Raw genomic sequence first — 25,739 nt, 5'->3', positions numbered from 1 at the left:
GAACCGCCCGATCCGGAGAGACGCGTGAACGCGCCTGACACACTCAATCCCCAGCCGACGAACGGCTCGGCCCAATATCGCCCGCATGGACGCCTGATCGACGACGCCGAGCAACTCGTGCGCAAGAATCGCTCGCGCCGCTCGACGTTTCTCAAGTGGCTGCGCAAGGTGCACGGCTGGGTCGGTCTGTGGGGCGCGATACTCGGCCTGCTATTCGGCGTCACCGGCTTTCTGCTGAATCACCGCGCGCCGCCGATGCGTATCTCGACCGGCGAGCCGCAGGTATCGCAGATGCAGCTAGCGTTGCCGGCAGGCGGGTTCAAGTCGCCGCGCGACATGGGCGTGTGGCTCAAGCAGGAACTGAAACTCGACGGCAACCTGGGCCGCACGCGCCGCGAGCCGGCGCATCCTGTCGGCTGGGGCGACAAGAGCACGATGCAGCCCGAGCAATGGTCGGCGATGGTCTCGACGCCGGGCAGCAGTGTCATGGCGGAATACTGGGTCGGCAACAACTTCGTCTCGGTGAAGCGGACGGAAAACACCTTCCTCGCGATGATGACGAACCTGCACAAGGGCGTCGGCCTGAGCGTCGGCTGGGTGCTCCTCATCGATACGCTCGCCGGCAGCCTGATTCTGCTTTCGCTGACCGGCGTGCTGCTATGGACCGAGTTGAACAAGCGCAAGACGGCCGGCGCGGCGATCGTCACTGTCTCGCTGATCGCGATGGTCGTCTGTGGCTTGATGTAAGTCAGCGCGCCGCCGACGCCCAGCGCTTTCGCGGGTTATGCCGCGTCAGCCAGAGATAGAGGCCGCTTCCGAGTACGACCACGGTCAGCACGTCGAACGCGGCCCAGAAAATCTTGAGCGGCATGCCGCCGAAATCGCCGAAATGCAGCGGCTGCGAGCCGAGCAGCACTTTCAGATACCACGGCAATTCGCGTGAATCGGTGAGCGCGCCGGTGGACGCATCGACGAGCACGGGCCGGAGAATGCGCGTGGTCAGAATGCCGTCGCCGCGCATCCACACTGCATAGTGATGCGGACTGCTGAAGCGCGTACCCGGAAACGCGACGAACGACGGAATCATGTCCGGCGCGAGCCGTTGCGCGGTCTTCACGGCATCGTCGATAGAAGCGCGCGCCACCGACGGCGGCTGTCCCTGATACGGGGCGATCATCCGTGCCAGCTGATCGTTGCGCCACGCTTCGAGCATGAGATCGGCGAGCGTGTTGATGGAACCCGTCGCGCCCACGAGCAGCGCCCACGCGAGCGTCAGCATGCCGATGGCGTTATGCCAGTCCAGCCACACGATGCGCCGCTTCTTCTTGAGTCGCACGCGCCCCAGTCCCACTTTGCGCCAGAACGGCAAGTACACGACGACGCCCGATACGATCGCCGCGAGAAAGACCACGCCCATCGCGCCGAGGAAGAGCTTGCCGAAGAGTCCGGCGAACATGTCGACGTGCAGCTTCAGCAACACGAATTTCAGCGATCCTTTGCCCGGCGGCATGCCGAGCGGCTGCGCGGTGCGGGCATCGACGGTTGTGCTGAGCGTGTCGTCGGGTGGCGTGTCGGCGCGCGGCGCCGTGACGACGATCGGCAGCAGCGGCTCGTCCGGCTCCCAGATCATGTATTGCGGCACATGCCCGCGATGTTCCTTCAGCGCGGCGCCGAGCACCGCGTCGTAGCTCGCGCGCGCATTCGCCTGCGATGCAGGGAGCGCCGGCGCTTCGATCGCGTCGCCCGTCAGGAGATCGAGTTCGTGGCCGAACACGAGCGGCAGGCCCGTCAGACACAGCAAGAGCATGAAGGCTGTGCAGACCAGACTCGTCCAGCGATGCACGATCGACCAGATGCGCAATGCGCGCTGGCTCATGGCGCGACGCTCGCGGGTGGCGTCGGCGTGCAACGCGGCTGCGCGTGGACCGTCGCCGGTCACGAATTTGCCGGGCATGGAAAACGATGGAAAGAACAAGCGGCTGCGCCGGCCCGACGACGATTCGCCGGGTGCGCAAATGAGAACGATTATTATAAGCGGCAGACGTCAGGCTTTTGTAATCAAACGCCGCAAGCCTCGCCGGTGCCGGCTATTTCGCGTGCCGCCTTCGCGCCCTCGACGCGCAACAACTCGGGCAGCGAAACGCCGTTCTTCGCGGCGGTGACTTCGGCGAGGATCGAGACGGCGATCTCCGGCGGCGTTCTGCTGCCGATGTAAATTCCGACCGGTCCGTGGAGCCGCGCGAGTTCGGCGTCGTTGAGATCGAATTCCTTCAGCCGCTCCCGCCGCGCCGCGTTATTGCGCCGCGACCCGAGCGCGCCCACGTAGAACGCGGGCGTTTTCAGCGCCTCCATCAGCGCAAGATCGTCCAGCTTGGGATCGTGCGTCAGCGCGATGACGGCGCACCGCTCGTCGAGCTTCATGTCCATCACGGTGTCGTCGGGCATGGTACGAACGATGGTGGTGCCGGGTACGTCCCACTCGTCCGTGTACTCGACGCGCGGATCGCATACGGTCACGTGATAGTCCAGCCCGACTGCGATGCTGCACAGATACCGCGACAACTGCCCCGCCCCGATCACCAGCATGCGGTAGCGCGGGCCGTGAATGGTCAGCAGGGTCGCGCCGTCGAACGCGACGCCATCCGTGGCCTGCGCGGGCTCGAGCCGCGCGGCGCCCGTCGCCATGTCGAGCGTGCGCGCGACGAGCCGTCCGCTTTCCACCGCCGCGCACAGTTCCGCAATGCCGCTTTCGCGCGTGAGCGGCTCCAGCACGAGCTGAATGGTGCCGCCGCACGGCAGCCCGAAGCGATGCGCTTCTTCCGCGCTAATGCCGTACTTCACCGCTTCCGGCTTCGTCTGCTCGATGCCGCCTTGCCGCACGCGTTCGATCAGATCGTCCTCGATACAGCCGCCCGACACCGAGCCGACGACATGTCCGTCGCCGCGCACCGCGAGCATCGCGCCCTCCGGCCGCGGCGACGAACCCCACGTCTTGACCACCGTGACGAGCAGCACGCGCTTGCCCTCTTCGAGCCATTGCGCGCTGTGTTTCAGGACTTCGAGATCCACGCTGTCCATGATTTCTTTCCTTTCTCTTCCTTCTCTTCACCGCCTGATTCCTCGGCGGAAGCATCCTGCTGCGCGTTCGACCCTTGCCCGTTCTGAAGCTGCGCGCCGAATCGCTTGAAAAATTCAGCTGCAATCTTACGCGCTGCGCCATCCACGAGGCGCGAGCCGATCTGCGCGAGCTTGCCGCCAACTTGCGCGTTCGCGCTGTAGGTGAGCTTCGTGGTGTCGGCTTCGTCGCCCGGCTCGAGGTTCACTTTCGCGTTGCCCTTGCTGAAACCGGCTGCACCGCCCTGCCCCTCGAAAACGATGGTGTACGTGTGCGGCGCGTCGATCTCGGTCAGTTCCATGCGTCCCTTGAAGCGTGCCTTGACCGGACCGACGGCGGCAGTCATCCCGACGGCATAGGCATTTTCACCGTCCGCCTCGATACTGTCGCAGCCGGGGATGCAGGCCTTGAGGATCGCCGTGTCGTTGAGCGCTTCCCACGCGCGCGTCTGCGGCACCGGCAACGTGTGAGTTTCGGTCAGTTCCATCGCGTGTGTTCTCCATGCGTGCGGGCGCCGCGCGCGGATAGCGCGGTGAGTTCCCGTCCGACAGCGGCGAGGCTGTCGAGGTTATGAGCCGCGAGCATCGCATCGACGTGCGGCAGGATTGCGCGCACGCCTCGCGCGCGGGGCGTGAAGCCGTCGTATCGCAGAAGCGGATTAAGCCATACCAGCCGATGCGCAAAGCGCGCGAGCCGCGCCATCTCGGCATCGAGCACGTCGATCGCTTCGTGGTCCAGTCCATCGGTGACGAGCAGGACCGTCGCCCGGCCGGCGAGCACGCGACGCGCCCATCGCCGGTTGAACTCCGCCAGCGCCGCGCCGATGCGCGTGCCGCCCGACCAGTCCGCGACCTGCTCGCCGAGCGTCGTGATCGCGACATCGGGATCGCGCTCGCGCAGCGCACGCGTCGCGTTGGTCAGGCGCGTGCCGAACAGGAACACTTGCAGACGCTCGCGCGATTGCAGCAGCGCATGGCAGAAGTACAGCACGGCGCGGGAATACGCGCTCATCGAACCGGAGATGTCGAGCAGCAGAACGAGCGGCGGCCTGCGCTCCACGACCGCGCGATACTTCCACGCGGTCCAGTCGCCGCCCGCGCGCACGGCCTGCCGCGCGCTGGCGCGCAGATCGGCGTGCGTGCCGCGCGACGCCGCCTTGAGCCGGCGCGTCGGCTCGGTTGCGAGCGGCAGGCGATGCGCGCGAATCTGATGCCGCAGCGCGCGCCACTCGTCGGCGGTGAGCGTGTCGAAATCGCGATGGCTCAGGCGTTCCTGCGCGCTGAAGCTGATGCGCGCATGCGTCTGTTCGGGCTTCGATTCCGGCGCGGGTGAAGTCTTCGGCTCCGCGCGCGCCGCGAGCGCATCGGCGAGACGGTTGTTGCGCTTCGGCGGCGGCGCACCGCTTTCGACCTTCGGCAGCAATAGCGCGCGCAGCTTGCCTTCCCAGTCCGGATCGCGCCAGAAAAGATCGAACGCGGCATCGAAGATATCGCGCTCGTCGTTGGCGTGGACCAGAAGGCAGGCGAGCGTGGCGCGCACGTCATCGCGACGGCGCAAGTCGATGAACCGCAACGCCTCGATCGCGTCGACCGCGTGCGCCGGCGACATGCCGAGCCCCGCGCCCCGCAGCAGCCGCACGAAATGAACGACGTTGCGCGCAAGCGGTTCCATCGTCACGCCTTCGCGGCCGTCGACAAACATTGCGCAATCGTCGATGCGTCCATGCGCGCAAGATCGTCCTGGTACTTGAGCAGCACGCCGAGCGTGTCCCGCACCGATTGCGGGTCCAGTTCCGAAACCGAAAGCGCGGCAAGCGCCCGGCACCAGTCGATGGTTTCCGCGACGCCCGGCGCCTTGAACAGATCCATCGTCCGCAATTCGTGGACGAACGCGACGGCCCGCGCCTGCAACGCGCGGCTGGCTTCTGGCGCGCGCGCCGCCACGATCGCCAGTTCGGCATTGCGCTCGGGATAGCCGATCCACTGATACAGGCAGCGCCGTTTCAGCGCGTCATGCACTTCGCGAGTGCGGTTGGACGTCATCACGACGAGCGGCGGCCGTGCCGCGCGCACGGTCCCGTACTCGGGAATCGACACCTGAAAGTCCGACAGCAGTTCCAGCAGAAACGCTTCGAACGGCTCGTCGGCGCGGTCGATTTCATCGATCAGGAGCACGCGGCGCGCGGCGGCGTTATCCGGATCGGGCAACAGCGCCTGCAAGAGCGGACGCTTCAGCAAGAACTCCCCGCGATACAGCGAATCGTTCGACGGCGTTTCCCCAGAAGCCTCCGCAAGCCGCAGCGCCATGATCTGCCGCGGATAGTCCCATTCGTATAACGCGCTCGCCGTATCGAGCCCTTCGTAGCATTGCAGCCGCAAGAGTGTCGTGCCGCAGATGCCCGCCGCCGCCTTGGCGAGCTCGGTCTTGCCGACGCCCGGCTCGCCTTCGAGGAACAGCGGCCGCTGCATCTTCAGCGCGAGAAACAGCGCCGTCGCAAGCTCGCGGCTCGCGAAGTACTGATGCTCGCGCAGGCGGGCGAGCGTATCGTCGATCGAATCCGGCTCGCTCGGCATCACGTTCCGAACGACATCGCGCGCTCGATCGCGCGGCCCGCCAGCACCGGGATCAAATGCGCGCGATACGCCGCGCTCGCGTGCATGTCGTCGTTGAGGCCGTCGGCGGGAATCGTCACGCCGCGCGCCGACGCCACCGAGAAGTCCTTCGACAACGCCGCCTCCAGTTCCCTCGCCCGGAATGCGGATGGCGCCGCGCCCGTCACGCCGACGCGCACGCCGTCGGCGAGCTTCGCGACGAACACGCCGACGAGCGCGAAGTGGGACGCGGGATTGCGGAACTTCTCGTAGCCCGCGCGTTCGGCGAGCGGAAACTCGACGGCGGTGATCAGCTCGTCCGGTTCAAGGGCGGTTTCGTACATGCCGATGAAGAAGTCGTCGGCGGCGACGCGGCGTCGGTCCGTCACGATGGTGGCGTTCAGCCCGAGCACGGCCGAGGGATAGCAGGCGGCGGGATCGTCGTTGGCAAGCGATCCGCCGATGGTTCCGCGCTCGCGAACCTGCCTGTCGCCGATGCGGCCCGCCAGATCGGCGAGGCCGGGCAGCGCGCGCCGGACATCCGCGTTCGATGCAACCTGCGCGTGGCACATCGCGCCGCCGATGGTCAGCTTGCCCGCATCGAGCGTGACGGTTTTCATCGACGCAATGCGCGTCACGTCAACGAGCGCCGAGGGCTGCGCGAGCCGCAGGCGCATGGTCGGCAGCAGGCTCTGGCCGCCCGCGAGAAACTTGGCGTCGCCGTCGGCGGAAATCGCGGCGACGGCGGCTTGCGCTTCGTTCGGCCGTTGATAGTCGAAGGTGTACATGGCGTCGTCCTCAGGCGTGTTGAGCGGCGTGCATCGCGGTCCAGACGCGATGCGGCGTCGCCGGCATCTGCAAGTCCTTCACGCCGAGCGGCGCGAGGGCATCGAGAATCGCGTTGATGACGGCCGGCGGCGAACCGATCGCGCCCGCTTCGCCGCAGCCCTTCACGCCGAGCGGGTTGTGCGTGCACGGCGTGCCCTTCGCGGTCTCCACATCGAAGCTCGGCAGGTCGATTGCGTGCGGCATCGCGTAGTCCATGAAGGAGCCGGAAAGCAACTGGCCGCTGTCCTTGTCGTACACGCAGCGTTCGAGCATCGCCTGTCCGATGCCCTGCCCCAGCCCGCCGTGCACTTGTCCTTCGACGATCATCGGATTGATGACGTTGCCGAAGTCGTCGACGGCGGTGAACTTCTGGATGCGCGTTTCGCCCGTATCGCGATCCACCTCGACTTCGCACACATATGCGCCGGACGGATACGTGAAGTTGGTCGGATCGTAGAACGCGTTCTCGTTGAGGCCCGGCTCCAGCGTTTCGAGCGGGAAGTTGTGCGGCACATACGCCGCGAGCGATACGTCCGCGAACGTCTTGGTCCGGTCCGTGCCCGCGACGCGGAACACGCCGTTGTTGAATTCGACGTCCTGCGGCGATGCTTCGAGCAGATGCGCGGCGATCTTCTTCGCCTTGGCTTCGATCTTGTCGAGCGCCTTCACGATGGCCGAGCCGCCGACCGCGAGCGAGCGCGATCCATACGTGCCCATGCCGAACGGGATGCGGCCGGTATCGCCATGAATGATCTCGACGTTCTCGAGCGCAATGCCGAGCCTGTCCGCGACGACTTGCGCAAACGTCGTTTCGTGCCCCTGACCGTGACTGTGCGAGCCGGTGAACACGGTGACCGAGCCGGTCGGATGCACCCGCACTTCGCCCGCTTCGAACAGGCCCGCGCGCGCGCCCAGCGCCCCCGCGACGTTCGACGGCGCGAGCCCGCACGCCTCGATGTAGCACGAATAGCCGATGCCGCGCAGCTTGCCCTTCTGCTGCGATTCCTCGCGGCGCTTATCGAAGCCCGCGACATCCGCCAGTTGCAGCGCGCGGTCGAGGATAGCGTCGTAATCGCCGGTGTCGTACGTGAGGCCGACCGGCGTCGCATACGGAAACTCGCGGATGAAGTTGCGGCGGCGCAACTCGACCGGGTCCATGTTCAGCTCGCGCGCCGCCGTTTCGACGAGCCGCTCGACGACGTAGGTCGCCTCGGGACGGCCCGCGCCGCGGTAGGCATCGACAGGCACCGTGTTCGTGAACACCGCCTTCACTTCGGCGTAGATGGCGGGCGTCGCGTACTGGCCGGCGAGCAGCGTCGCATAAAGGATGGTCGGCACCGACGACGCGAACGTCAACAGATACGCACCCATGTTCGCCGTCGTGTGAACGCGCATGCCGAGGAACTTGCCGTCCTTGTCGAGCGCCAGTTCGGCTTTGGTGACGTGATCGCGGCCGTGCGCGTCGGAGAGAAAGGCTTCGGAACGCTCGGCGGCCCACTTGATGGGACGCCCCACTTTCTTCGATGCCCACGTCAGCGCGACGTCCTCCGCATAGAGAAAGATCTTCGAGCCGAAGCCGCCGCCGACGTCCGGCGCGATCACGCGCAGCTTCGATTCCGGCAGCGACAGCACGAAGGCCGCCATCAGCAATCGCTCGACGTGCGGGTTCTGATTCGCGACGTACACCGTGTAGCTGTCGTCGTGCTTCGAATAGCTTGCGTTGACGGCGCGCGGCTCGATCGCGTTCGGGACGAGGCGCTGATTCACGATGTCGAGCGTCGTCACGTGCGCGGCCTGCGCGAACGCGGCGTCGGTGCGCGCCTTGTCGCCGTGGCCCCAGTTGTAGCAGACGTTGTCCGGCACGCCGTCGTGAACGAGCGGCTTGCCGGGATCGGCCGCGCTGGCGGTATCGACCACGGCGGGCAACTCTTCGTAGTCCACGACGATCAGTTCGACCGCGTCCTTCGCTTCCTTCAGCGATTCGGCGACGACGAGCGCGACCTGATCGCCCACATGCAGCACCTTGTCGTGCGCGATCACGGGATGCGGCGGCTCGTGCATCGGCGAGCCATCGGTGCTGTGGATCAGCCATCCGCACGGCAGGCCGCCGACGTTCTCGGCTGCGAGGTCCTTGCCGGTAAAGATGGCGATGACGCCGGGCGACGCCGTGGCGGCGTCGATGTCGATCGAGCGGATGCGCGCGTGCGCATGGGGCGATCGAAGAAATACGCCGTAGCTTTGCTGCGGCAGGACGACGTCGTCGGTGTACTGGCCGGCGCCCGTCAGGAAGCGATAGTCTTCCTTGCGCTTGACGCCGGCGCCAATCAGCTTCTGTTGCTCAGGTGCGTTCATCGCGGTCTCTCCGTTGGTAGGCGCGATTCGTCTGTCAGGGAGGGCTTCGCGTCAGGGGCGCGCCTTCATGTTCTGTGCGCCTTCCAGCACCGCTTTCACGATGTTGTGATAGCCGGTGCAGCGGCACAGATTGCCGTCGAGTTGTTCGCGCACTTCGTCTTCGGAGAGTTCGGGCGATTCAGCCGCGAGCGCGCTTGCGGTCATCACCATGCCCGGCGTGCAGAAGCCGCACTGCAGGCCGTGGCATTCCCTGAACGCCGCCTGCATCGGGTGAAGCTGCCCGTCTTTCGACATGCCTTCGATGGTTGTCACTTCAAGACCATCGGCCTGTGCGGCGAGGATGTTGCACGACTTGATCGCGCGGCCGTCGAGATGCACGGTGCACGCGCCGCACTGCGCGGTGTCGCAGCCGACGTGCGTGCCGGTGAGCCTGAGGTGTTCGCGGAGAAACTGGACGAGCAGAAGATGCGGTTCGACGTTCGCGGTCACCGGTTTCCCGTTGACCGTCAGGCTGATGCTGAGCGGCATTACTGTCTCCTTATTGGCCGGAGTCGACGCTCCTTTGCGCCTTTCCGGTCCCATGCACGATATTGCCGGGGATGGACCCGCCTCACGCCGCTCGCGCCATGCACCTCATCACGTCCTGAACCTGGCTTGGGCTAAGCGTCCAGCTGGGAATTCGTGTTGTGTGTCACGGCGAGTAAAGCACAAAACGACGGGCGTCGCTATTAGGCGCACGCCCGTGCAATCGCCGGTTCGATCGCTTTTCCGGTGCCCTTAAATGCAAAACGCCGCCCCGTGGGGCGGCGTTGTGTGCATCGAAAGTCGGCTGTTTCAGCGCGTGACGGTTTCGCGATTCGCGCTCGGCGCGCGCTCGCCCGTGCGGCCCAGCGCCGAACGATGGCGCGAGTAGACGAAGTAGATCACGAGGCCGATCAGCAGCCACACGACGAATGCGATCCACGTCGCCGCCGCCAGATTGAGCATCAGGAACAGGCACGACGCCACCGCGAGAATCGGCACCACGGGCACGCCGGGGCAGCGGAACGCGCGCGGCAGGTCCGGATGCGTGCGGCGCAGGATCAGCACGGCGATGGAGACCATCGAGAACGCGGCGAGCGTGCCGATGTTGATCAGCTCGGCCAGCACGTTGAGCGGCACCAGCGCGCCGATCAGCCCGAAGAAAATGCCGACGAGCCACGTCGTGAAGAACGGCGTCGCGTAACGCGGATGCACGCTCGACAACTTCGCGGGCAGGAGACCGTCGCGCGACATCGCGTAGATGATGCGGGTCTGACCGTAGCTCATGACGAGAATCACGGTGAGCATGCCGAGCACCGCGCCGAGATCGATGAAGCCCGCGACCCAGTTCTGTCCGGCCACTTGCAGCGCATACGACACCGGATGCGAGATGCTCGCGAACTGCGCCGCCGGCACGATGCCGGTCACGACCGCCGCCACCGCCACGTAGAGCACCGCGCAGACAGCCAGCGACGAGATGATGCCGATGGGCAGGTCGCGCTTCGGATTCTTCACTTCCTCAGCCGCCGACGACACGGAATCGAAGCCGATGAACGCGAAGAACATCACCGCGGCCGCGCCGAAGACGCCCGACCAGCCGTTCGGCATGAACGGGTGCCAGTTCGCCGGCGTGACGTGGAACACGCCGACTGCGATCACCAGCAGCACGACCGTCACCTTGATCGCGACCATGATGTTGTTGATGCGCGTCGATTCCTTCACGCCGATCGACAGCAGCCACGTGATGACCATCATCACGAGAAACGCGGGCAGATTGAACAACGTGACGTGACCCGGCAGCGCGCCCGGCGCGGCGGCCAGCGCGGTCGGCAGGCCGATGCCGAAGCCGGACAGCAGCGACTGCAGATAGCCCGACCATCCGACGGAAACCGCGGACGTCGCGAGGCCGTATTCGAGCATCAGATCCCAGCCGATGATCCAGGCGGCGAGCTCGCCGAGCGTCGCGTACGAATAGGTGTAGATGGAACCGGCGACGGGGATCGTCGATGAAAATTCGGCGTAGGCGAGGGCGGCGAAGCAGCAGGCGATCGCCGCGACGATGAACGACACCATCAGCGCCGGGCCGGCCTGAACCGCGCCCGTGCCCGTCAGCACGAAGATGCCCGTGCCGATGATCGCGCCGATGCCGAGGAAGGTCAGGTCCAGCGCACCGAGCGTTTTCTTGAGAGAGGTGCTGTGCGCGCCGGCCAGCATGTGCTCGATGTTTTTCTTACGGAACAACGACATTGCAGTAAGTCTCCTTGCGGCGCTCGCGTGCGCCTTCCTTCGGGAAAACCCGATATTTTAGCGGAGTCAAGGAGAATGCCCACGTTTGGGGCGACGCGCGCCTTTTCGACGCAACTTTTTACGGTTATATCTTGTTTAGGATAAATCCGCTCATGCAGCGATGGCCGGATTCATATCGACGAGCCGGTTGCTCATCACGTAGTAGGTGAGTTCGGCGTTGTTCGCGAGCTTCATCTTGTCGAGCAGACGGGCGCGATACACGCTGACCGTTTTAACCGACAGCGAAAGCGCGTGCGCGATGTCCGTCAGCCGTTTGCCCGATGCAAGCATGCAGAGCGTCTGGAATTCCCGGTCGGAGAGCGTTTCGTGCGGCTGACGCTCGGTATCGAGCGAAACGTATGTGGCGAGCGCCTCCGCCATTTCCGCGCTGATGTATTTGCGGCCGGCGGCGACTTGCTGAATCGCGCGGATCATCAGCGCGGGATCGGCGGTTTTCGAGAGATAACCCGAAGCGCCGGCCTTCAGCGCGCGCACGGCATACTGGTCCTCGCGATACATCGAGAACATGAGAACAGGCACGGCCTGTTTCAGGCGCTTGAGGCGTTTGAGGACGTCGAGTCCGTTGATGTCCGGCAGCGAAACGTCGAGCAGGACGATGTCGCAAGCGTCGCGCGCCGAGAGTGCTAACGCGTCCGCGCCGGTCGCCGCTTCGCGCACCTCCGATGCGATGCCGCGCTCCAGCAGCAATTGCGCGACGCCACGGCGCACGATCGCGTGGTCGTCGGCGAGCAGGACTTTGAGCGTCATCGACGTGCTCAGCCGTTGACGGCGCGCGATACCGAGCGCGGCGTGACAGTTCGCGGCAGGCGCGCCCGCACGGACGTGCCGCCCGCTTTCGATGACGCAATCCGCAACGCGCCGCCGAGCGCTTCGCAACGCTCGCGCATGCCTGTCAGGCCGAAGCGTCCGGTCTTACGGCGCGCGGCCGGCGAGATGCCGATGCCATCGTCCTCGACAAGGAGCGTCAGTGCGTGTTCGTCAACGGTGATGGTGACGGTGGCGTGCGTTGCCTGCGCGTGACGCGCGACGTTCGCGAGCGCTTCCTGCGCGATGCGATAGAGCGTGAGCGCGACGGCGTCCGGCACGGCGATTTCAACTGTGCAAGATAAATCGATTCGAAGCGACGATACCGTTCGAAGCGTGTCGATCGATCGACTAAGCGAAGCGGCGAGCCCGTCCTCGAGCTCCGGCTCATGCAACCGTTCGACCACGCGATGGTTAGCTTTTGCAGCTTCCGCCAGACATTCGCGCGCCTGGCGAAGCGCTTCGGCGCAGACGGCGGGTGCATCGGCCGGGAGGAAGTATGCCGCGCGGGAAATCGCCAGATTCGCGGCGGTGAGGATCGCGCCGGTTTCGTCGTGCAGATCGCGGGCGATGCTTCGGCGGGCGCGCTCGTCGCCGCTGGCGAGCCGCGCGCTCAGTTCGCGGACGCGATCGCTGAGCCGTTGCAACTCACGGTCGTTGCGCAACGAGGCTTCGAACAACGAAGAGAACGGCGAGGACAACGCCTCCGCCGCCGACGGCGAAGCCGCGCGCATGGCAGCGCGGGACGTGGGGCGCTCATCGTGCGCCGACGTAGCCAACCTGTTCATTGTTCCTCCCTTTGAGCGCAACTGAAGCTACGTCCTCGGTAAGCGCACGAGCCGGCGTAACCAAATTTACACTCTGTAACATCGACGGCGGACGAAGCAACGCATTTGCATCGCTCAACGGGATTGCATCATATCTCAAAATTATGACGAATCCCATGTGCGACAAGGTTTGCGGCGATGGACTTCATGCCGTTTGGCCGCATCGGTGCATGCTGTCAGTAGGGAGACGTCCTACGTGAGTTGTAACAGGCCACCGATAGGGCAAAAAAAAAACCGGAGCGCGAAGGCCCCGGCTTTTCCATTTCCACGACGCCGCCGAATCAGCCGACGAACGCCTTCTCGACAACGTAATGACCCGGATGGTTGTTGCTGCCTTCCTGGAAGCCCATTGAGTCGAGCAACTGGCGGGTGTCGCGCAGCATGTGCGGGCTGCCGCAAAGCATCACGCGGTCGTTTTCGATCGAAAACGGCTCCACGCCGATATCCGAGAACAGCTTCTTCGTCTCGATCAGATCGGTAATGCGACCGCGGTTCGCGAACTCCTCGCGGGTCACCGTCGGGTAATACACGAGCTTCTCCGACACGATTTCACCGATATGCTCGTGCGCCGGCAAATGCTCGGTGATGAAGTCCTTGTACGCGAGTTCGTCGACGAAACGGCAGGTGTGCGTCAGCACGATCTTGTCGAAACGGTCGTAGACCTCCGGGTCCTTGATGATCGACATGAACGGCGCGAGGCCTGTGCCGGTCGACAGCAGCCACAGCGTCTTGCCGGGCAGCAGGTTATCCGCGACGAGCGTGCCCGTCGGCTTCTTGCCGATCAACACGGAGTCGCCCACCTTCAAATGCTGAAGGCGCGAGGTCAGCGGGCCGTCCGGCACCTTGATGCTCAAGAATTCGAGATGCTCTTCGTAGTTCGCGCTCGCGAGGCTGTACGCGCGCAGCAGCGGCTTGCCGTCGACTTCGAGGCCCACCATCGTGAACTGGCCGTTCTCAAAGCGGAACGAGGCGTCGCGGGTGCAGGTGAAACTGAAAAGCGTGTCGGTCCAGTGGTGGACGCTCAGAACGGTTTGAGAGTTAAGGTTGCTCATGGCTTCTTGGACTAGGCGAAAACGGTGACGCTCACGGGCTGGACGTCAGAAGGGCGCTACGCTCGACGCTGCGCGAAAGGACGGATCGAATGGCTCGACGTCCGCGATTCCATGCTCTCTGCCTTCAACGGCGGCGCATGTGCCGGGGCGCAATCGGCTATTTTAACCCGATAGCCGATGCGCGTCCCGAGGCCGCTCGATGCACCGAGCGCGGCCCTTCATTGCCGACCGGCAACGGATAGCCGCGAGCACGCATGATAACAACCGACGCCGGGCCTAGCCGGAATCCCCCTTTCGGCAAAAGGCGGCGGCGTCGCCGTTCAGATGCGCTGATCCGTCAACGGCTTTTCCCACAGGTTGATGCCGCCTTCCTGCGCGTACTGGTCGATTTCCGCGAGTTCTTCCTGGCTGAAGTCGAGATTCTTCAACGCGCCGACGTTCTCGACGACCTGCTCCGCGCGGCTCGCGCCGATCAGCACGGAGGTCACGCGTCCGCCGCGCAGCGCCCATGCGAGCGCCATCTGCGCAAGGCTCTGACCGCGCCGCTCGGCCAGTTCGTTCAGCTTGCGCACGTGCGCGAGGTTATCGTCGCTCAAATGCTCCTGCTTCAGCGACCCGCCGCCCGGCTTATTGACGCGCGCATCCTGCGGTACGCCGTTCAGGTACTTGCTCGTCAGCAGGCCCTGCGCGAGCGGCGTGAACGCGATGCTGCCCGCGCCGACATCGTCGAGCGTGTCGAGCAGTTCCTCCTCGATCCAGCGATTCAGCATGTTGTACGACGGCTGATGGATCAGGAGCGGCACCTTGTGCTCGGCCAGCAGCTTCGCCATTTCGCGCGTCTTCGCCGCCGAATACGACGAAATGCCGACATACAGCGCCTTGCCCGAATGCACGGCCGTCGCCAATGCGCCCGCGGTTTCCTCGAGCGGCGTGTCGGCATCGAAACGATGCGAATAGAAAATATCGACGTAATCGAGGCCCATGCGCTTCAGGCTTTGGTCAAGGCTCGCGAGCACGTACTTGCGCGATCCGCCGCCCTGGCCGTACGGACCGGGCCACATGTCCCAGCCCGCTTTCGACGAAATCAGCAATTCGTCGCGATACGGCCGGAAGTCGTCCTTGAACAGCCGGCCGAAGTTCGTCTCCGCGCTGCCGTACGGCGGGCCGTAGTTGTTCGCCAGATCGAAGTGCGTAATGCCGAGATCGAACGCGGCGCGCAAAATTTCGCGCTGCGTCGAGAGCGGCGTCGTGTCACCGAAGTTGTGCCAGAGACCGAGCGACAACGCCGGGAGTTTGAGCCCGCTCTTGCCGCACGTGCGGTATTGCATCTGCGTGTAGCGCTCGGAGGCTGCTTCGTAAGCCATGACGGATTTCCTTTGCGGGTTGCGGAATTGAACTAACTTTGACAAGCGTGAACGGCCGATGCCCGGTTTCGCTGCGATACGCTCGCAAGTCCGGTCAGAGCCGTCAATGGTAAGCGAATCGGCGCGGGCGCGAGTGGGGCGCTTCGGCCGCCTTGCGCCGCCTGAGGACGAACGATCATCCGAACAAAGGAGAGCACCCGTGGATTCAATCGATAAACTGCGTCCCGCCTACGACTTCATGCTCACGCTCGGGCTGACTTACGGCGTGAACATTCTGATGGCGATTCTGATCGTCGCGGTCGGCTGGTGGATTTCGAATATCGTCTCGAACGCGCTGCGGCGCACGCTGTCCCGCACGAATGTCGATGCCACGCTCACGCCCGTGCTCGCGAGCCTCGCGATGTGGTCGATCCGCGTGGTCGCGATCGTCGCCGCGCTCGGGAAGTTCGGCATCGCGGCGGCGAGCATCCTGACTGTGCTCGGCGCGGCGGGACTCGCCATCGGCCTCGCGCTCCAGGGCACGCTGCAGAACATCGCGGCGGGGCTGATGCTCCTGCTGCTGCGGCCGTTTCGCGTCGGCGATTACATCGAGGGCATCGGCGTGACGGCGGGAACGGTCAACGAAATCGGCCTCTTCACGACGCGTCTCACGAAGGCCGACGGCATCGTCATGTATGTGCCGAACAGCATCATCTGGGCGAACCCTGTGACCAACTACAGTGCGAACGAGCGCCGCCGCGTGGTGCTCAACTTCCTCGTGCAACACGGGCAAAACGTCGAGCAAGTGCTGGCCGAACTGCGCCGAATGGTGGCGCAGGACCCGCGCATCGTTCAGGACGGCGCGTCCGCGCCGTGGATCGCCGTCACCGATTACACCGATACGGGCGTCAAGTTCAATGTCGGCGTCTGGACCAGCGCGGCGGATCATCCGGGCGTGCAGGCCGACTTGCTGCGTCAGATTCAACCGCTCACGCGTGTGCCGGTTGCCGCGTGACTGGACGCGCTCGGGCGCGCCTTGTAAGCTGGCGCGCCCCATCCCGAAAAGAGCGAGGACACGTATGACCCGGGCGATTTCCGTTGCATTGCTTGTCGGCGGCGTCGTGCTGCTTTACTTCGGCGGCCAGTCGTTTCATTCGCTGAGCAACGACGTATCGCGATTCTTCACCGGCTCGCCGACGAACAAGACGATCTGGCTGATCGCGGGCGGCATCGTCGCGTCGCTTGCGGGTCTGATCGGCCTTTCGCTGCCGTCGAAGCGCTGAGCGCGCTGCGTCAGATCAGCGCGACTTCCGGCTTCGACGCCGATCGCGTGCCCGGCAGCGGCGCATTGCTCGCGCCGCGATACGTGTACACGAGCGAGAACTTAACGTGCTCGGTCAGGTTCTTGCCCGCCGAATGCAGCGTATTGCAGTGAAAGAACACGACATCGCCCTTCTTCAGCGCGGGTGAGAACGCCGTGCGGATCAGGGCGGCGTTCTCCGGCACGCCCGCGCGAAAGAACTTCGCCCCGTCGAAACGATCCGACGTGAACGCCAGCCGATGTGACCTCGGCACGAACCACAGCGCGCCGTTATCGACGGTTTCGTCGCCGAGCGCCACCCACGCGGAAACCAGGTCGTCGCGCTCGAAAGCCCAGTAGCGCACATCGCGATGCCAGCCCGTCAGGCTGCCGTACGCCGGATGCTTCGTCATCACGCAGTTGTGATGCGCGCGCGACAGATACGGCGTCTCGCCGAAATACAGCTCCATCCAGCCGCGCACTTCCGGCGACATCGCGAAGTCCGCGAAGAGAGGATGGCGTGCGTAGGCGTCGAGCAGGCGTCGCACGGTTTGTCCGCCCGGCGCGTGCCTCGATTGCGGCGCGCCGGGATATTGCAGGTCGGCTTCGTATTCAACCGGTGCGGCGGCCTCGGCCAGTTGCCGCTGCGCGACTTCGCGCATCGCGTCGCAACGCGCTTCGGGCACGAGCCCGTTCACGATGACGAAGCCCGTCTCGCGCAACTCCTGCACTTGCTCTTTCTTCGATTTCAGCGACGTTTGTTCAGACATGTTCGTTGAGCCTCGGCGCGGCCTACGCATCGCCTCATGCGACCCGCGCGATACCCGAAATTGGGGCGAATACGGTCATTGTAAGTCGGACGCGGCGCAAGAGCCCGCCCGCTGGGCTTTCGAATCTGCGTATTAAGCGCCGGCTTTAATAATCGACAGGGAAAACGCGGACTTAACGCAGTAATAAAGTCCTTGTACATTGACTGCATCGATTCGGTGCAACTTCATATCCGAGCTTGAATCGAAGCCTTGAACGCTACTTTCGAGACAACTTGCCGTCGAGTCTGCGACCGATTTTCGATCGCGCAAACGGACCTTATGCCGACATGACCCAACGTATTGCTACTGGCCTTCGACGCGTCGCATCGAGCGCCGCGCGGCCCGCCCGGCGCGGCGTGATCCGCGCATTGCGCCATCATTCGGCGCGCACGCAGGCGCTCGCGGAGCAGATCAGGAATGTGCATCCCGTCGATGGCATTCGCTCCTGGTTTCGTGGATTCTTCTTCAATATTCGCGTGCGCGCGGCTTCGCGCAGCGTTTCGCTGAAGACGCTGCTGCGGCGTCCCATGCAATTGCGCGCGCCGACGCCCAAGCCGAAGAGCGCCACGCTGACGAGCCGGCGGCCGCGTCGCGTGTCGCCGAGCAGCGCTGGATGGTACGACTTCGCGGTGCGCTGAAGCCGTACGCTTCAGAATCTCCGGCCACAAAAAAACCGGCAGGCGCGAAGCCTGCCGGTTTTTTTATCTCAGCCCTACGCCGGCTTTACGCCACGCGCGCGACCGGTTCGGTGCCTGCCGCTTCGGCCAGCACGAGCGCCTTGTCCGTGGCTTCCCACGAGAATTCCGGCTCTTCGCGGCCGAAGTGGCCATACGCGGCCGACTTTTCGTAGATCGGGCGCAGCAAGTCGAGCATCTGGATGATGCCCTTGGGACGCAGATCGAAGTGCTCGAGCACGAGCTTCGTGATTTCCGCATCCGACACGCGGCCCGTGCCGAACGTGTTGACCATCACGGAAGTCGGGCGCGCGACGCCGATGGCGTACGACACCTGAATCAACGCACGCGAAGCCAGCCCCGCTGCGACGATGTTCTTCGCGACGTAACGGCCCGCGTAAGCCGCCGAGCGGTTGACCTTCGACGGATCTTTGCCCGAGAACGCGCCGCCGCCGTGCGGAGCCGCGCCGCCGTAGGTATCGACGATGATCTTGCGGCCCGTCAGGCCGCAATCGCCTTGCGGACCGCCGATCACGAACCGGCCCGTCGGGTTCACCAGGAACTTGATGTCGCCCTTGATGAGTTCTTTCGGCAGCGTCGGCTTGATGACTTCTTCGATCACCGCTTCGCGCAGTTGCGGAAGGTCGATGTCCGGCGAGTGCTGCGTGGACAGCACGACGGTATCGATGGAGTGCGCCTTGCCGTCGACATAACGCACGGTGACTTGCGACTTCGCATCCGGACGCAGCCAGGGCAAACGGCCATCGCGGCGCAGGTTCGCCTGACGCTCGACCAGACGGTGCGACAGGTGAATGGGCAGCGGCATGAGTTCGGGCGTTTCGTCGCACGCGTAGCCGAACATCAGGCCCTGGTCGCCGGCGCCCTGGTCCAGGTTGTCGTCGTGAGCCTTGTTCACGCCTTGCGCGATGTCCGGCGATTGCTTGTCGTACGCGACGAGCACCGCGCAGCCGCGATAGTCGATGCCGTAATCGGTGTTGTCGTAACCGATGCGCTTGATGGTGTCGCGCGCGATCTGGATGTAATCGACGTTGGCGTTGGTCGTGATTTCGCCCGCGAGGACGACGAGACCGGTATTGCAGAGCGTTTCCGCCGCGACGCGCGAGTATTTGTCCTGCGACAAAATGGCGTCGAGGATGGCGTCGGAGATTTGGTCGGCGACCTTGTCCGGGTGGCCTTCGGAAACGGATTCGGAAGTAAAGAGGTAATCGTTTGACACGCTTCAGACTCCAATTGAGTACGGTTGAGATTCACGTAGCCGACTTCGTTTGGAGTCTGAAGCGGCGACGCTTTAGCGGATGTCCTTTCTCCGGCTTCTACCCGATGATCAGGCTTCAGCCGGCTTCGCCCCGCAAGTTGTCCATTAACTCGGCGAAGGTCTTATTATACCGGTTTCCCGTGTTTTTACAGAGCCGAACGCTTGTTGTCATTCGTCCCGCGTCAATATTTCGCTCCTCGCCACGGCCCGTCAGTTCGCTGGGGCACGTCATGCTAGGGCGCATCGGTGTATCGCTCGCCATTGGCTTTCTCAAGTTTCTGGCCGTCATTCCTTATGGCGTCACCGCCCGTTTCGGCGATGGCCTCGGCTGGCTGCTTTATCAGATTCCGAGCCGCCGCAAGCGCATCGTGCATACGAATCTGAAACTTTGCTTCCCCGACTGGACGCCGGAGCGCCGCGAAGAAGTCGCGCAGATGCATTTTCGGCACGCGATCCGCAGCTATGTGGAGCGCAGCGTGCAATGGTTCGGCTCGGCGAAGAAGCTCGAAAAGCTCATCGAAGTCGATAGCGCCGTCGACCTGACCGATCCCGATCTTCCGCCGACGCTCTTCCTCGGCCTGCACTTCGTCGGCATCGAAGCGGGATCGATCTTTCTCAATTACTCGCTGCACCGGCAGTGCGGATCGCTTTATCAGCCGTTTTCTAATCCGCAGATCGAAGCCGTGGCGAAAGCGCAGCGAGCGCGCTTCGGCGCGGACATGGCGAGCCGCGCGGACAGCGCGCGCATCGTGCTGCGCTGGCTGCGCGACCGCAAGCCGGTGATGCTCGGCGCGGACATGGATTACGGCATGCGCAATTCGACGTTCGTGCCGTTTTTCGGCATTCCGACGTGTACGCTGACGGCGGTGGGCCGGCTCGCGAAGACGGGGAAGGCGCAAGTCGTGCCGTTCATCGGCGAGGTGTTGCCGGACTATAAGGGTTATCGGCTGAAGATATTCGAGCCGTGGGAGAACTACCCGACCGGCGACGACGATGCCGACGCGCGCCGCATGAACGAATTCCTCGAACAGCAGATTCCGCGCATTCCGGAGCAGTATTACTGGGTCCACAAGCGTTTCAAGACGCGGCCGCCCGGCGAACCCGGCTTTTATTGAGCGTTGATCGAGCGTTGAAGCGGCGCCGAACGGCGCTGCATGGCTCACATACAATAGCGGCCATGAAACTCAAGTTCACCAAGATGCAGGGCGCGGGCAACGACTTCGTCGTCCTCGACGGCTACTCGCAGGCGCTCGACCTCAGCGCCGCAGACGTGCGCGCTCTGGCGGACCGTCACTTCGGCGTGGGCGCGGATCAATTGCTGCTCGTCGAAAAGCCGACTGTCGACGGCGTCGATTTCAAGTACCGCATCTTCAATTGCGATGGCGGCGAAGTCGAGCATTGCGGCAACGGCGCGCGCTGCTTCGTGAAGTTCGTGCGCGATCGCGGGCTCACGGATGCATCGACCATCCGCGTGCAGGTGCAGAAAGGCATTATCACGCTGACGATGCAGGATGACGGCGAAGTGGTCGTCGATATGAGCACGCCCGTCTTCGATCCGCCCGACGTGCCGTTCGACGCGCACGGTCTCGAAGGCCGCCGCGAAGGCAACGACACGCTCTGGCCGCTCGACGTGGCCGGCGAAACGCGCTGGATTTCCGTCGTGTCGATGGGCAATCCGCACGCGGTGCAAGTCGTCGACGACATCGAAGCGTATCCCGTGCTGACCGAAGGGCCGCTCGTCGAACGTCACGCGCGCTTTCCGAAGCGCGTCAACGCGGGCTTCATGCAGATCCTCGATCGCCATTCGGTCAGGCTGCGCGTCTACGAGCGCGGCGCGGGCGAAACGCTCGCGTGCGGCACCGGGGCCTGCGCGGCGGTGGCGGCGGGCATCCGTCGCGGCCTGCTGGATTCGCCGGTGCGCGTCGCCACGCACGGCGGCACGCTGACGATTCGCTGGGACGGCGCGCGCGACGAATCCGCTGCGCTCTTCATGGCCGGCCCCGCGGCCACGGTGTTCGAGGGCGAGATCGAGCTTCCCGGCATCGGCTGAGCCGGACCACGCATTTATTTGTATCAGGTAAACATGAATCCACGCGAAGTCGCCGACTATCTGCTCGCCAACCCCGATTTCTTCGTCGAGCACGCTGAACTGCTCGGCACCATCCGGCTGTCGAATCCGCATGGCAAGGCCGCCGTGTCGCTGCAGGAACGGCAGATGGAAATGCTGCGCGACAAGAACAAGCAGCTCGAGAGGCGTCTCGCCGAACTGCTGCGCTACGGCCACGAAAACGACAGCATCTCCACGAAGTTCAACCGCTGGACCACGCGCGTGATCGGCCAGCGCGATCCGTACGCGTTGCCCGCCACCATCAGCCGCGGCCTGTGCGAAGTCTTCGACGTGCCGCACGCCGCGCTGCGTATATGGGATGTCGATGAAGCGTATCGGCAGGCCGACTTCGCGCGTCATGTCGGCGAGGAAGTACGCATCTTCGCGCACGGTCTCGATGCGCCTTACTGCGGCGCGAACAGTGGTTTTGCGGCGGCGCAGTGGCTCGGCGCGGCGAACTCGGCATCCGCGACGAGCGGCGCCGCGGGCGGCGCATCCGCCGACCGCGGCATTCAATCGGTTGCGCTGCTCGCGCTGCGCGATCCGCAAGCCGGCCCCGATGCACCCGCGTTCGGCCTGCTCGTGATGGGATCGCCCGATGCGCGCCGTTTCCACGACGGCATGGCCACGAATTTCCTCACGCAGATCGGCGTGCTGGCGAGCGCGGCGCTGAGCCGTCTGCTGCCCAACTGAGCCACCCATGACCGACGCTGCCGACAACGCCTCAAGCGATCCGGTCGCAGCCTATCTGGCGATGCTCGAACACGAGCGGCGTCTCTCCGAACACACGCTGCGCGGCTACACCTACGAGCTCGGCGAACTGCGCGCGCTCGCGAAAGGCCGCGCGCTCGAAACGCTGACGGCGGCGGACATGCGCGGCGCGGTCGTGCGGGCGCACGCGGCGGGCCTCTCGTCGCGATCGATTGCGCATCGGCTGTCGGCGTGGCGGGCGTTCTATCGATGGCTCGCGGAGCGCGTCCCGATGCCGGCGAATCCGGTCGCGACCGTGCGTGCGCCGAAACGCGAGAAGACGCTGCCGAAGGCGCTTTCCGTCGATGACGCGATGACGCTGATGGACGCGCCGCAAGCCGGCACGCCGGAATCGCTGCGCGATCACGCAATCCTCGAACTGTTCTACTCGTCCGGGCTGCGGCTCGCGGAACTCGTCGGACTCGATGTCCGGTTCGTCGAAAAAGACGGCTACCGGTCGGCGGGCTGGCTCGATCTCGCGCACGAGGAAGTGACCGTGCTCGGCAAGGGCGGCCGCCGGCGTTCGGTGCCGGTCGGCCGCAAGGCGATCGACGCACTGCGCGCATGGATCGAAGTCCGCGATCCGTTCGTCAAACTCGATCCGTATCCGCTGTTTCTTTCGGTGCGCGGCAATCGCATGTCGCCGGGCGTCGTGCGCGAACGCGTCAAGCGCATCGCGCTGATGGCCGGCATTCCGACGAACGTCCATCCGCACGTGCTGCGCCATTCGTTCGCCACGCACGTGCTGCAGTCGAGCGGCGACCTGCGCGCGGTGCAGGAACTCCTCGGCCATGCGAGCATCACCGCGACGCAGGTTTATACGTCGCTCGATTTCCAGCATCTCGCCCGCGTCTACGACTCGGCGCATCCGCGCGCGAAGAAGCGCGACTAACTTCGGGCGCGCCTCGCGCGCTTTCCTCTACGCAATGAATACCATCACGCTCAAACCGGCGAAGGACAAGTCGCTCGTTCGCCGCCATCCGTGGATTTACGCGAACGCCATCGCGCGCATCGACGGCAATCCCGCGCCCGGCGCGACCGTCACCGTGCGCGCCGCCGATGGCCGCTTTCTCGCGCGGGCATCGTACAGTCCGCATTCGCAGATTCGCGCCCGCGTCTGGACATTCGACGAAGCCGAGCCCGTCGACCACGCCTTCTTCAAGCGACGCGTGCAGCGCGCGGTCGCGCATCGGCAGGCGATGGTCCGCGATACCGGCGCGACACGCCTCGTCTTCGGCGAAGCGGACGGCCTGCCGGGCTTGATCGTCGATTACTACGTCGCCGATCACGACGCGCATTCGCAACTCGTCTGCCAGTTCATGGCGACGGGCGTCGAAGCGTGGAAAGAGGCGATCGTGCAGGCGCTCGTCGCCGCGACCGGTTGCCCGAATGTCTACGAACGCTCAGATGTCTCGATCCGCCAGAAAGAGGGCCTCGAGCAGACCACCGGCGTGCTCGCCGGCCAGCCGCCCGCCGAGACGCTCATCACGAACGAATGCGGCGTGCGCTATCACGTCGACGTGCGCAACGGCCACAAGACGGGCTTCTACGTCGATCAGCGCGATAACCGCGTGCTCGTGCAGCAAAACGCGCAGGGTCGCGAAGTGCTCAACTGCTTCTGTTACACCGGCGGATTCTCGCTGGCAGCGTTGAAGGGCGGAGCGACGCGCGTCGTATCCGTCGATTCATCGGGCGAAGCGCTCGCTCTCGCGCGCGAGAACGTGACGGCCAACGGCTTCGACGCGCAAAAGGCCGAGTGGCTCGACGCGGACGCGTTCAAGACGCTGCGCCGTCTCTACGAGGAAGGCCAGCGCTTCGACCTGATCGTGCTCGATCCGCCGAAGTTCGCTCCGTCGCGCGAAACCGTCGATCGCGCCGCGCGCGCTTACAAGGACATCAACCTGAGCGGTTTCAAGCTGCTGCGTCCGGGCGGCCTGCTCTTCACGTATTCGTGCTCCGGCGCGATCGATTCCGAACTGTTCCAGAAGATCGTCGCGGGCGCGGCGGCCGATGCCCGCGTCGATGCGCGCATCCTGAAGCGGCTCGGCGCGGGCGTCGATCATCCGCTGCTGACGGCGTTTCCCGAAGGCGAGTACCTGAAAGGGCTGCTGTTGCAAATTGCGTGAACGGCCGCATTTGAGCGCGATTGGCAGGCGAAGCATCGGCTCGATGAATATGTTCCAATAAGCGATTCGACGCGATTCCCGAACACTGACAAGGAAACAGGCGACACCATGATTCCCGTAACCATCCTGACCGGCTTTCTCGGCAGCGGAAAGACGACGCTGCTGAAGCGCATCCTGAACGAGAAGCACGGCATGAAGATCGCCGTGATCGAGAACGAGTTCGGCGAAGAGAACATCGACAACGAGATCCTCGTGCAGGACACGAACGAGCAGATCATCCAGATGAGCAACGGCTGCATCTGCTGCACGATCCGCGGCGATCTGGCGCGCGCCCTCGAAGACCTGGCGAACCGCAAGAAGGCAGGCACGCTCGATTTCGATCGCGTGGTGATCGAAACCACCGGTCTGGCGAATCCGGGCCCGGTCGCGCAGACGTTCTTCATGGACAACACCGTCGCGGACGAATTCCTGCTCGACGCCATCATCACGCTCGTCGATGCGAAGCACGCGAACACGCAGCTCGATCAGCAGGAAGTGGTGCAGCGCCAGGTCGGTTTCGCGGATCGCCTGTTCGTCACGAAATCCGATCTCGTCGATGCAGAGGCGCTCGAAGCGCTAAAGCATCGCCTGCTGCATATGAATCCGCGCGCCGCGATCAAGGTCGTCAATTTCGGCGAAGCGGACATCAAGGAAATCTTCGACCTGCGCGGCTTCAATCTGAATTCGAAGCTGGAGATCGATCCGGACTTCCTCGCGGAAGACGATCACGACGATGCGCATGACCACGCGCATGAGCATGACCACGACCATTCGACGTGCGGTCACGACCACAGCCACGATCACGAGCATCATCACCACAATCATCATCACGCGCATCACGACGACAAGATCAAATCGTTCGTGTATCGCAGCGACAAGCCGTTCGATCCGAACCGTCTCGAAGATTTTCTCGGCGGCATTCTGCAGATCTACGGCGAGCGGCTTCTGCGCTACAAGGGCGTGCTCTACATGAAGGGCGTGGATCGCAAGGTCGTGTTCCAGGGCGTGCATCAGATGATGGGCAGCGACCTCGCGGGCAAGTGGCTGCCGGTCGAGAAGAAGAACAGCAAGATGGTGTTCATCGGTATCGAGCTGCCGAAGGACCTCATCACGGACGGCCTCGACGCCTGTCTCGTGAAGTAATCCGCAATGCCGATGCGTCCGGCACGCATCTGGCTTGTACGTGCGATAGCGCTTCGCGGCGCTGCGTACGAAACACAAAACGCCGCCGCGAGGCTCGCAGGCGGCGTTTTTCGTGATGCTTTTCGCTCCCCATATGTAATCAGCCCCACGAACGGACATCGCTTTTTGCACGTTCAGGCGTTATATTTTTGAGATTCCGACAGTTTTTGACAGGGTTTTCCGTAGGTTCAGTCGGAAATTGCGGTTCAGTTACAATACAGCCCCACTGGAGAAGG

25 protein-coding genes are annotated in these 25,739 nt (G+C 64.3%); 10 read left to right on the top strand and 15 right to left on the bottom strand.

Annotated elements, in window-relative coordinates; all coding sequences use genetic code 11:
* The first annotated feature begins 24 nt into the window (after positions 1–24).
* The gene (locus P9255_RS19220; protein WP_309763667.1) at positions 25–747 is read left to right on the top strand and encodes a PepSY-associated TM helix domain-containing protein; all 723 of its coding nucleotides are present in this window, start codon (positions 25–27) and stop codon (positions 745–747) included.
* 1 nt (position 748) lies between these two features.
* Here the strand turns inward: P9255_RS19220 and P9255_RS19215 are convergent, their stop codons facing one another.
* From P9255_RS19215 to mgrA, 13 genes are all read right to left on the bottom strand, one after another.
* A complete protein-coding gene (locus tag P9255_RS19215) occupies positions 749–1,954 on the bottom strand; it encodes a PepSY-associated TM helix domain-containing protein (RefSeq protein WP_309790298.1) in 1,206 nt (401 codons plus the stop codon).
* A gap of 104 nt (positions 1,955–2,058) precedes the next feature.
* Positions 2,059–3,078, bottom strand: a complete 1,020-nt coding sequence (locus P9255_RS19210) for an XdhC family protein (protein WP_309763669.1) — start codon at positions 3,076–3,078, stop codon at positions 2,059–2,061.
* On the bottom strand, positions 3,051–3,602 hold the full coding sequence (locus P9255_RS19205) for a carbon monoxide dehydrogenase subunit G (RefSeq protein WP_309763670.1): 552 nt from the start codon (positions 3,600–3,602) through the stop codon (positions 3,051–3,053). The genes P9255_RS19210 and P9255_RS19205 overlap by 28 nt, the downstream gene beginning before the upstream one ends.
* The gene (locus tag P9255_RS19200) at positions 3,593–4,816 is read right to left on the bottom strand and encodes a VWA domain-containing protein (RefSeq protein ID WP_309790297.1); all 1,224 of its coding nucleotides are present in this window, start codon (positions 4,814–4,816) and stop codon (positions 3,593–3,595) included. The genes P9255_RS19205 and P9255_RS19200 overlap by 10 nt, the downstream gene beginning before the upstream one ends.
* A complete protein-coding gene (locus P9255_RS19195) occupies positions 4,789–5,688 on the bottom strand; it encodes a MoxR family ATPase (protein ID WP_309790296.1) in 900 nt (299 codons plus the stop codon). The genes P9255_RS19200 and P9255_RS19195 overlap by 28 nt, the downstream gene beginning before the upstream one ends.
* On the bottom strand, positions 5,688–6,494 hold the full coding sequence (locus tag P9255_RS19190; protein WP_309790295.1) for a xanthine dehydrogenase family protein subunit M: 807 nt from the start codon (positions 6,492–6,494) through the stop codon (positions 5,688–5,690). The genes P9255_RS19195 and P9255_RS19190 overlap by 1 nt, the downstream gene beginning before the upstream one ends.
* Before the next feature lie 10 nt (positions 6,495–6,504).
* Positions 6,505–8,886: a xanthine dehydrogenase family protein molybdopterin-binding subunit gene (locus P9255_RS19185; RefSeq protein WP_309790294.1), complete on the bottom strand. Its 2,382-nt coding sequence runs from the start codon at positions 8,884–8,886 to the stop codon at positions 6,505–6,507.
* A 51-nt stretch (positions 8,887–8,937) separates the two neighbouring features.
* On the bottom strand, positions 8,938–9,414 hold the full coding sequence (locus tag P9255_RS19180) for a 2Fe-2S iron-sulfur cluster-binding protein (protein ID WP_309763675.1): 477 nt from the start codon (positions 9,412–9,414) through the stop codon (positions 8,938–8,940).
* A 306-nt stretch (positions 9,415–9,720) separates the two neighbouring features.
* A complete protein-coding gene (locus P9255_RS19175; RefSeq protein WP_309790293.1) occupies positions 9,721–11,154 on the bottom strand; it encodes an amino acid permease in 1,434 nt (477 codons plus the stop codon).
* A gap of 150 nt (positions 11,155–11,304) precedes the next feature.
* Entirely contained in the window at positions 11,305–11,961 is a 657-nt protein-coding gene (locus P9255_RS19170) for a response regulator transcription factor (protein ID WP_309790292.1), read from the bottom strand.
* A gap of 8 nt (positions 11,962–11,969) precedes the next feature.
* Positions 11,970–12,806 carry a sensor histidine kinase gene (locus tag P9255_RS19165; protein ID WP_309790291.1) on the bottom strand — a complete coding sequence of 279 codons (837 nt, stop codon included), beginning with the start codon at positions 12,804–12,806 and terminating at the stop codon, positions 11,970–11,972.
* Between the two features lie 320 nt (positions 12,807–13,126).
* A complete protein-coding gene (locus P9255_RS19160) occupies positions 13,127–13,897 on the bottom strand; it encodes a ferredoxin--NADP reductase (protein ID WP_309763679.1) in 771 nt (256 codons plus the stop codon).
* A gap of 320 nt (positions 13,898–14,217) precedes the next feature.
* Positions 14,218–15,261 carry an L-glyceraldehyde 3-phosphate reductase gene (gene mgrA, locus P9255_RS19155; protein ID WP_309790290.1) on the bottom strand — a complete coding sequence of 348 codons (1,044 nt, stop codon included), beginning with the start codon at positions 15,259–15,261 and terminating at the stop codon, positions 14,218–14,220.
* A 199-nt stretch (positions 15,262–15,460) separates the two neighbouring features.
* Between mgrA and P9255_RS19150 the strand changes: the two genes are divergently transcribed.
* Entirely contained in the window at positions 15,461–16,255 is a 795-nt protein-coding gene (locus P9255_RS19150; protein WP_309790289.1) for a mechanosensitive ion channel domain-containing protein, read from the top strand.
* A 64-nt stretch (positions 16,256–16,319) separates the two neighbouring features.
* Positions 16,320–16,523: a DUF3185 family protein gene (locus P9255_RS19145; RefSeq protein ID WP_309763682.1), complete on the top strand. Its 204-nt coding sequence runs from the start codon at positions 16,320–16,322 to the stop codon at positions 16,521–16,523.
* Positions 16,524–16,533: 10 nt separating this feature from the next.
* Here the strand turns inward: P9255_RS19145 and P9255_RS19140 are convergent, their stop codons facing one another.
* Positions 16,534–17,310 (bottom strand): phytanoyl-CoA dioxygenase family protein, encoded by a 777-nt coding sequence (locus P9255_RS19140; protein WP_309790288.1) that lies wholly within the window; start codon positions 17,308–17,310, stop codon positions 16,534–16,536.
* 326 nt (positions 17,311–17,636) lie between these two features.
* Here P9255_RS19140 and P9255_RS19135 point away from each other — a divergent pair, with 326 nt between their 5' ends.
* Positions 17,637–17,987, top strand: coding sequence for a hypothetical protein (locus P9255_RS19135; RefSeq protein WP_309763684.1), 351 nt, complete (start codon positions 17,637–17,639; stop codon positions 17,985–17,987).
* A gap of 85 nt (positions 17,988–18,072) precedes the next feature.
* Here P9255_RS19135 and metK read toward each other — a convergent pair whose 3' ends face one another.
* A complete protein-coding gene (metK, locus tag P9255_RS19130) occupies positions 18,073–19,260 on the bottom strand; it encodes a methionine adenosyltransferase (RefSeq protein ID WP_309790287.1) in 1,188 nt (395 codons plus the stop codon).
* Between the two features lie 269 nt (positions 19,261–19,529).
* Between metK and P9255_RS19125 the strand changes: the two genes are divergently transcribed.
* The 6 genes from P9255_RS19125 to P9255_RS19100 all read left to right on the top strand — a co-directional run bounded on the left by P9255_RS19125 (position 19,530) and on the right by P9255_RS19100 (position 25,464).
* Positions 19,530–20,414, top strand: a complete 885-nt coding sequence (locus P9255_RS19125) for a lipid A biosynthesis lauroyl acyltransferase (RefSeq protein WP_309763686.1) — start codon at positions 19,530–19,532, stop codon at positions 20,412–20,414.
* Between the two features lie 62 nt (positions 20,415–20,476).
* The gene (gene dapF, locus P9255_RS19120; protein WP_309790286.1) at positions 20,477–21,349 is read left to right on the top strand and encodes a diaminopimelate epimerase; all 873 of its coding nucleotides are present in this window, start codon (positions 20,477–20,479) and stop codon (positions 21,347–21,349) included.
* 33 nt (positions 21,350–21,382) lie between these two features.
* Complete coding sequence (locus tag P9255_RS19115) at positions 21,383–22,099, top strand: DUF484 family protein (RefSeq protein WP_309790285.1); 717 nt, start codon at positions 21,383–21,385, stop codon at positions 22,097–22,099.
* Between the two features lie 7 nt (positions 22,100–22,106).
* A complete protein-coding gene (gene xerC, locus P9255_RS19110; RefSeq protein WP_309763689.1) occupies positions 22,107–23,048 on the top strand; it encodes a tyrosine recombinase XerC in 942 nt (313 codons plus the stop codon).
* Positions 23,049–23,082: 34 nt separating this feature from the next.
* Positions 23,083–24,282 (top strand): class I SAM-dependent rRNA methyltransferase, encoded by a 1,200-nt coding sequence (locus tag P9255_RS19105; protein WP_309790284.1) that lies wholly within the window; start codon positions 23,083–23,085, stop codon positions 24,280–24,282.
* Between the two features lie 108 nt (positions 24,283–24,390).
* Positions 24,391–25,464 (top strand): GTP-binding protein, encoded by a 1,074-nt coding sequence (locus P9255_RS19100; RefSeq protein WP_309790283.1) that lies wholly within the window; start codon positions 24,391–24,393, stop codon positions 25,462–25,464.
* Positions 25,465–25,739 lie beyond the last annotated feature (275 nt).

The sequence above is a fragment of the Caballeronia sp. LZ019 genome, from assembly GCF_031450825.1.
Classification (GTDB): domain Bacteria; phylum Pseudomonadota; class Gammaproteobacteria; order Burkholderiales; family Burkholderiaceae; genus Caballeronia.
Note: the sequence above shows the minus strand (reverse complement) of the source record. Positions and strands in the feature narration are given on the sequence as shown.

Coding starts and splice junctions, on each gene's coding strand:
- P9255_RS19205 (WP_309763670.1), bottom strand. CDS start 3,602: ATGGAACTGACCGAAACTCACACGTTGCCGGTGCCGCAGACGCGCGCG.
- P9255_RS19190 (WP_309790295.1), bottom strand. CDS start 6,494: ATGTACACCTTCGACTATCAACGGCCGAACGAAGCGCAAGCCGCCGTC.
- P9255_RS19210 (WP_309763669.1), bottom strand. CDS start 3,078: ATGGACAGCGTGGATCTCGAAGTCCTGAAACACAGCGCGCAATGGCTC.
- P9255_RS19165 (WP_309790291.1), bottom strand. CDS start 12,806: ATGAACAGGTTGGCTACGTCGGCGCACGATGAGCGCCCCACGTCCCGC.
- P9255_RS19215 (WP_309790298.1), bottom strand. CDS start 1,954: ATGCCCGGCAAATTCGTGACCGGCGACGGTCCACGCGCAGCCGCGTTG.
- dapF (WP_309790286.1), top strand. CDS start 20,477: ATGAAACTCAAGTTCACCAAGATGCAGGGCGCGGGCAACGACTTCGTC.
- xerC (WP_309763689.1), top strand. CDS start 22,107: ATGACCGACGCTGCCGACAACGCCTCAAGCGATCCGGTCGCAGCCTAT.
- P9255_RS19100 (WP_309790283.1), top strand. CDS start 24,391: ATGATTCCCGTAACCATCCTGACCGGCTTTCTCGGCAGCGGAAAGACG.
- P9255_RS19170 (WP_309790292.1), bottom strand. CDS start 11,961: ATGACGCTCAAAGTCCTGCTCGCCGACGACCACGCGATCGTGCGCCGT.
- P9255_RS19140 (WP_309790288.1), bottom strand. CDS start 17,310: ATGTCTGAACAAACGTCGCTGAAATCGAAGAAAGAGCAAGTGCAGGAG.
- P9255_RS19185 (WP_309790294.1), bottom strand. CDS start 8,886: ATGAACGCACCTGAGCAACAGAAGCTGATTGGCGCCGGCGTCAAGCGC.
- P9255_RS19115 (WP_309790285.1), top strand. CDS start 21,383: ATGAATCCACGCGAAGTCGCCGACTATCTGCTCGCCAACCCCGATTTC.
- P9255_RS19125 (WP_309763686.1), top strand. CDS start 19,530: ATGCTAGGGCGCATCGGTGTATCGCTCGCCATTGGCTTTCTCAAGTTT.
- P9255_RS19105 (WP_309790284.1), top strand. CDS start 23,083: ATGAATACCATCACGCTCAAACCGGCGAAGGACAAGTCGCTCGTTCGC.
- P9255_RS19180 (WP_309763675.1), bottom strand. CDS start 9,414: ATGCCGCTCAGCATCAGCCTGACGGTCAACGGGAAACCGGTGACCGCG.
- mgrA (WP_309790290.1), bottom strand. CDS start 15,261: ATGGCTTACGAAGCAGCCTCCGAGCGCTACACGCAGATGCAATACCGC.
- P9255_RS19145 (WP_309763682.1), top strand. CDS start 16,320: ATGACCCGGGCGATTTCCGTTGCATTGCTTGTCGGCGGCGTCGTGCTG.
- P9255_RS19160 (WP_309763679.1), bottom strand. CDS start 13,897: ATGAGCAACCTTAACTCTCAAACCGTTCTGAGCGTCCACCACTGGACC.
- P9255_RS19195 (WP_309790296.1), bottom strand. CDS start 5,688: ATGCCGAGCGAGCCGGATTCGATCGACGATACGCTCGCCCGCCTGCGC.
- P9255_RS19135 (WP_309763684.1), top strand. CDS start 17,637: ATGACCCAACGTATTGCTACTGGCCTTCGACGCGTCGCATCGAGCGCC.
- P9255_RS19200 (WP_309790297.1), bottom strand. CDS start 4,816: ATGTTTGTCGACGGCCGCGAAGGCGTGACGATGGAACCGCTTGCGCGC.
- P9255_RS19175 (WP_309790293.1), bottom strand. CDS start 11,154: ATGTCGTTGTTCCGTAAGAAAAACATCGAGCACATGCTGGCCGGCGCG.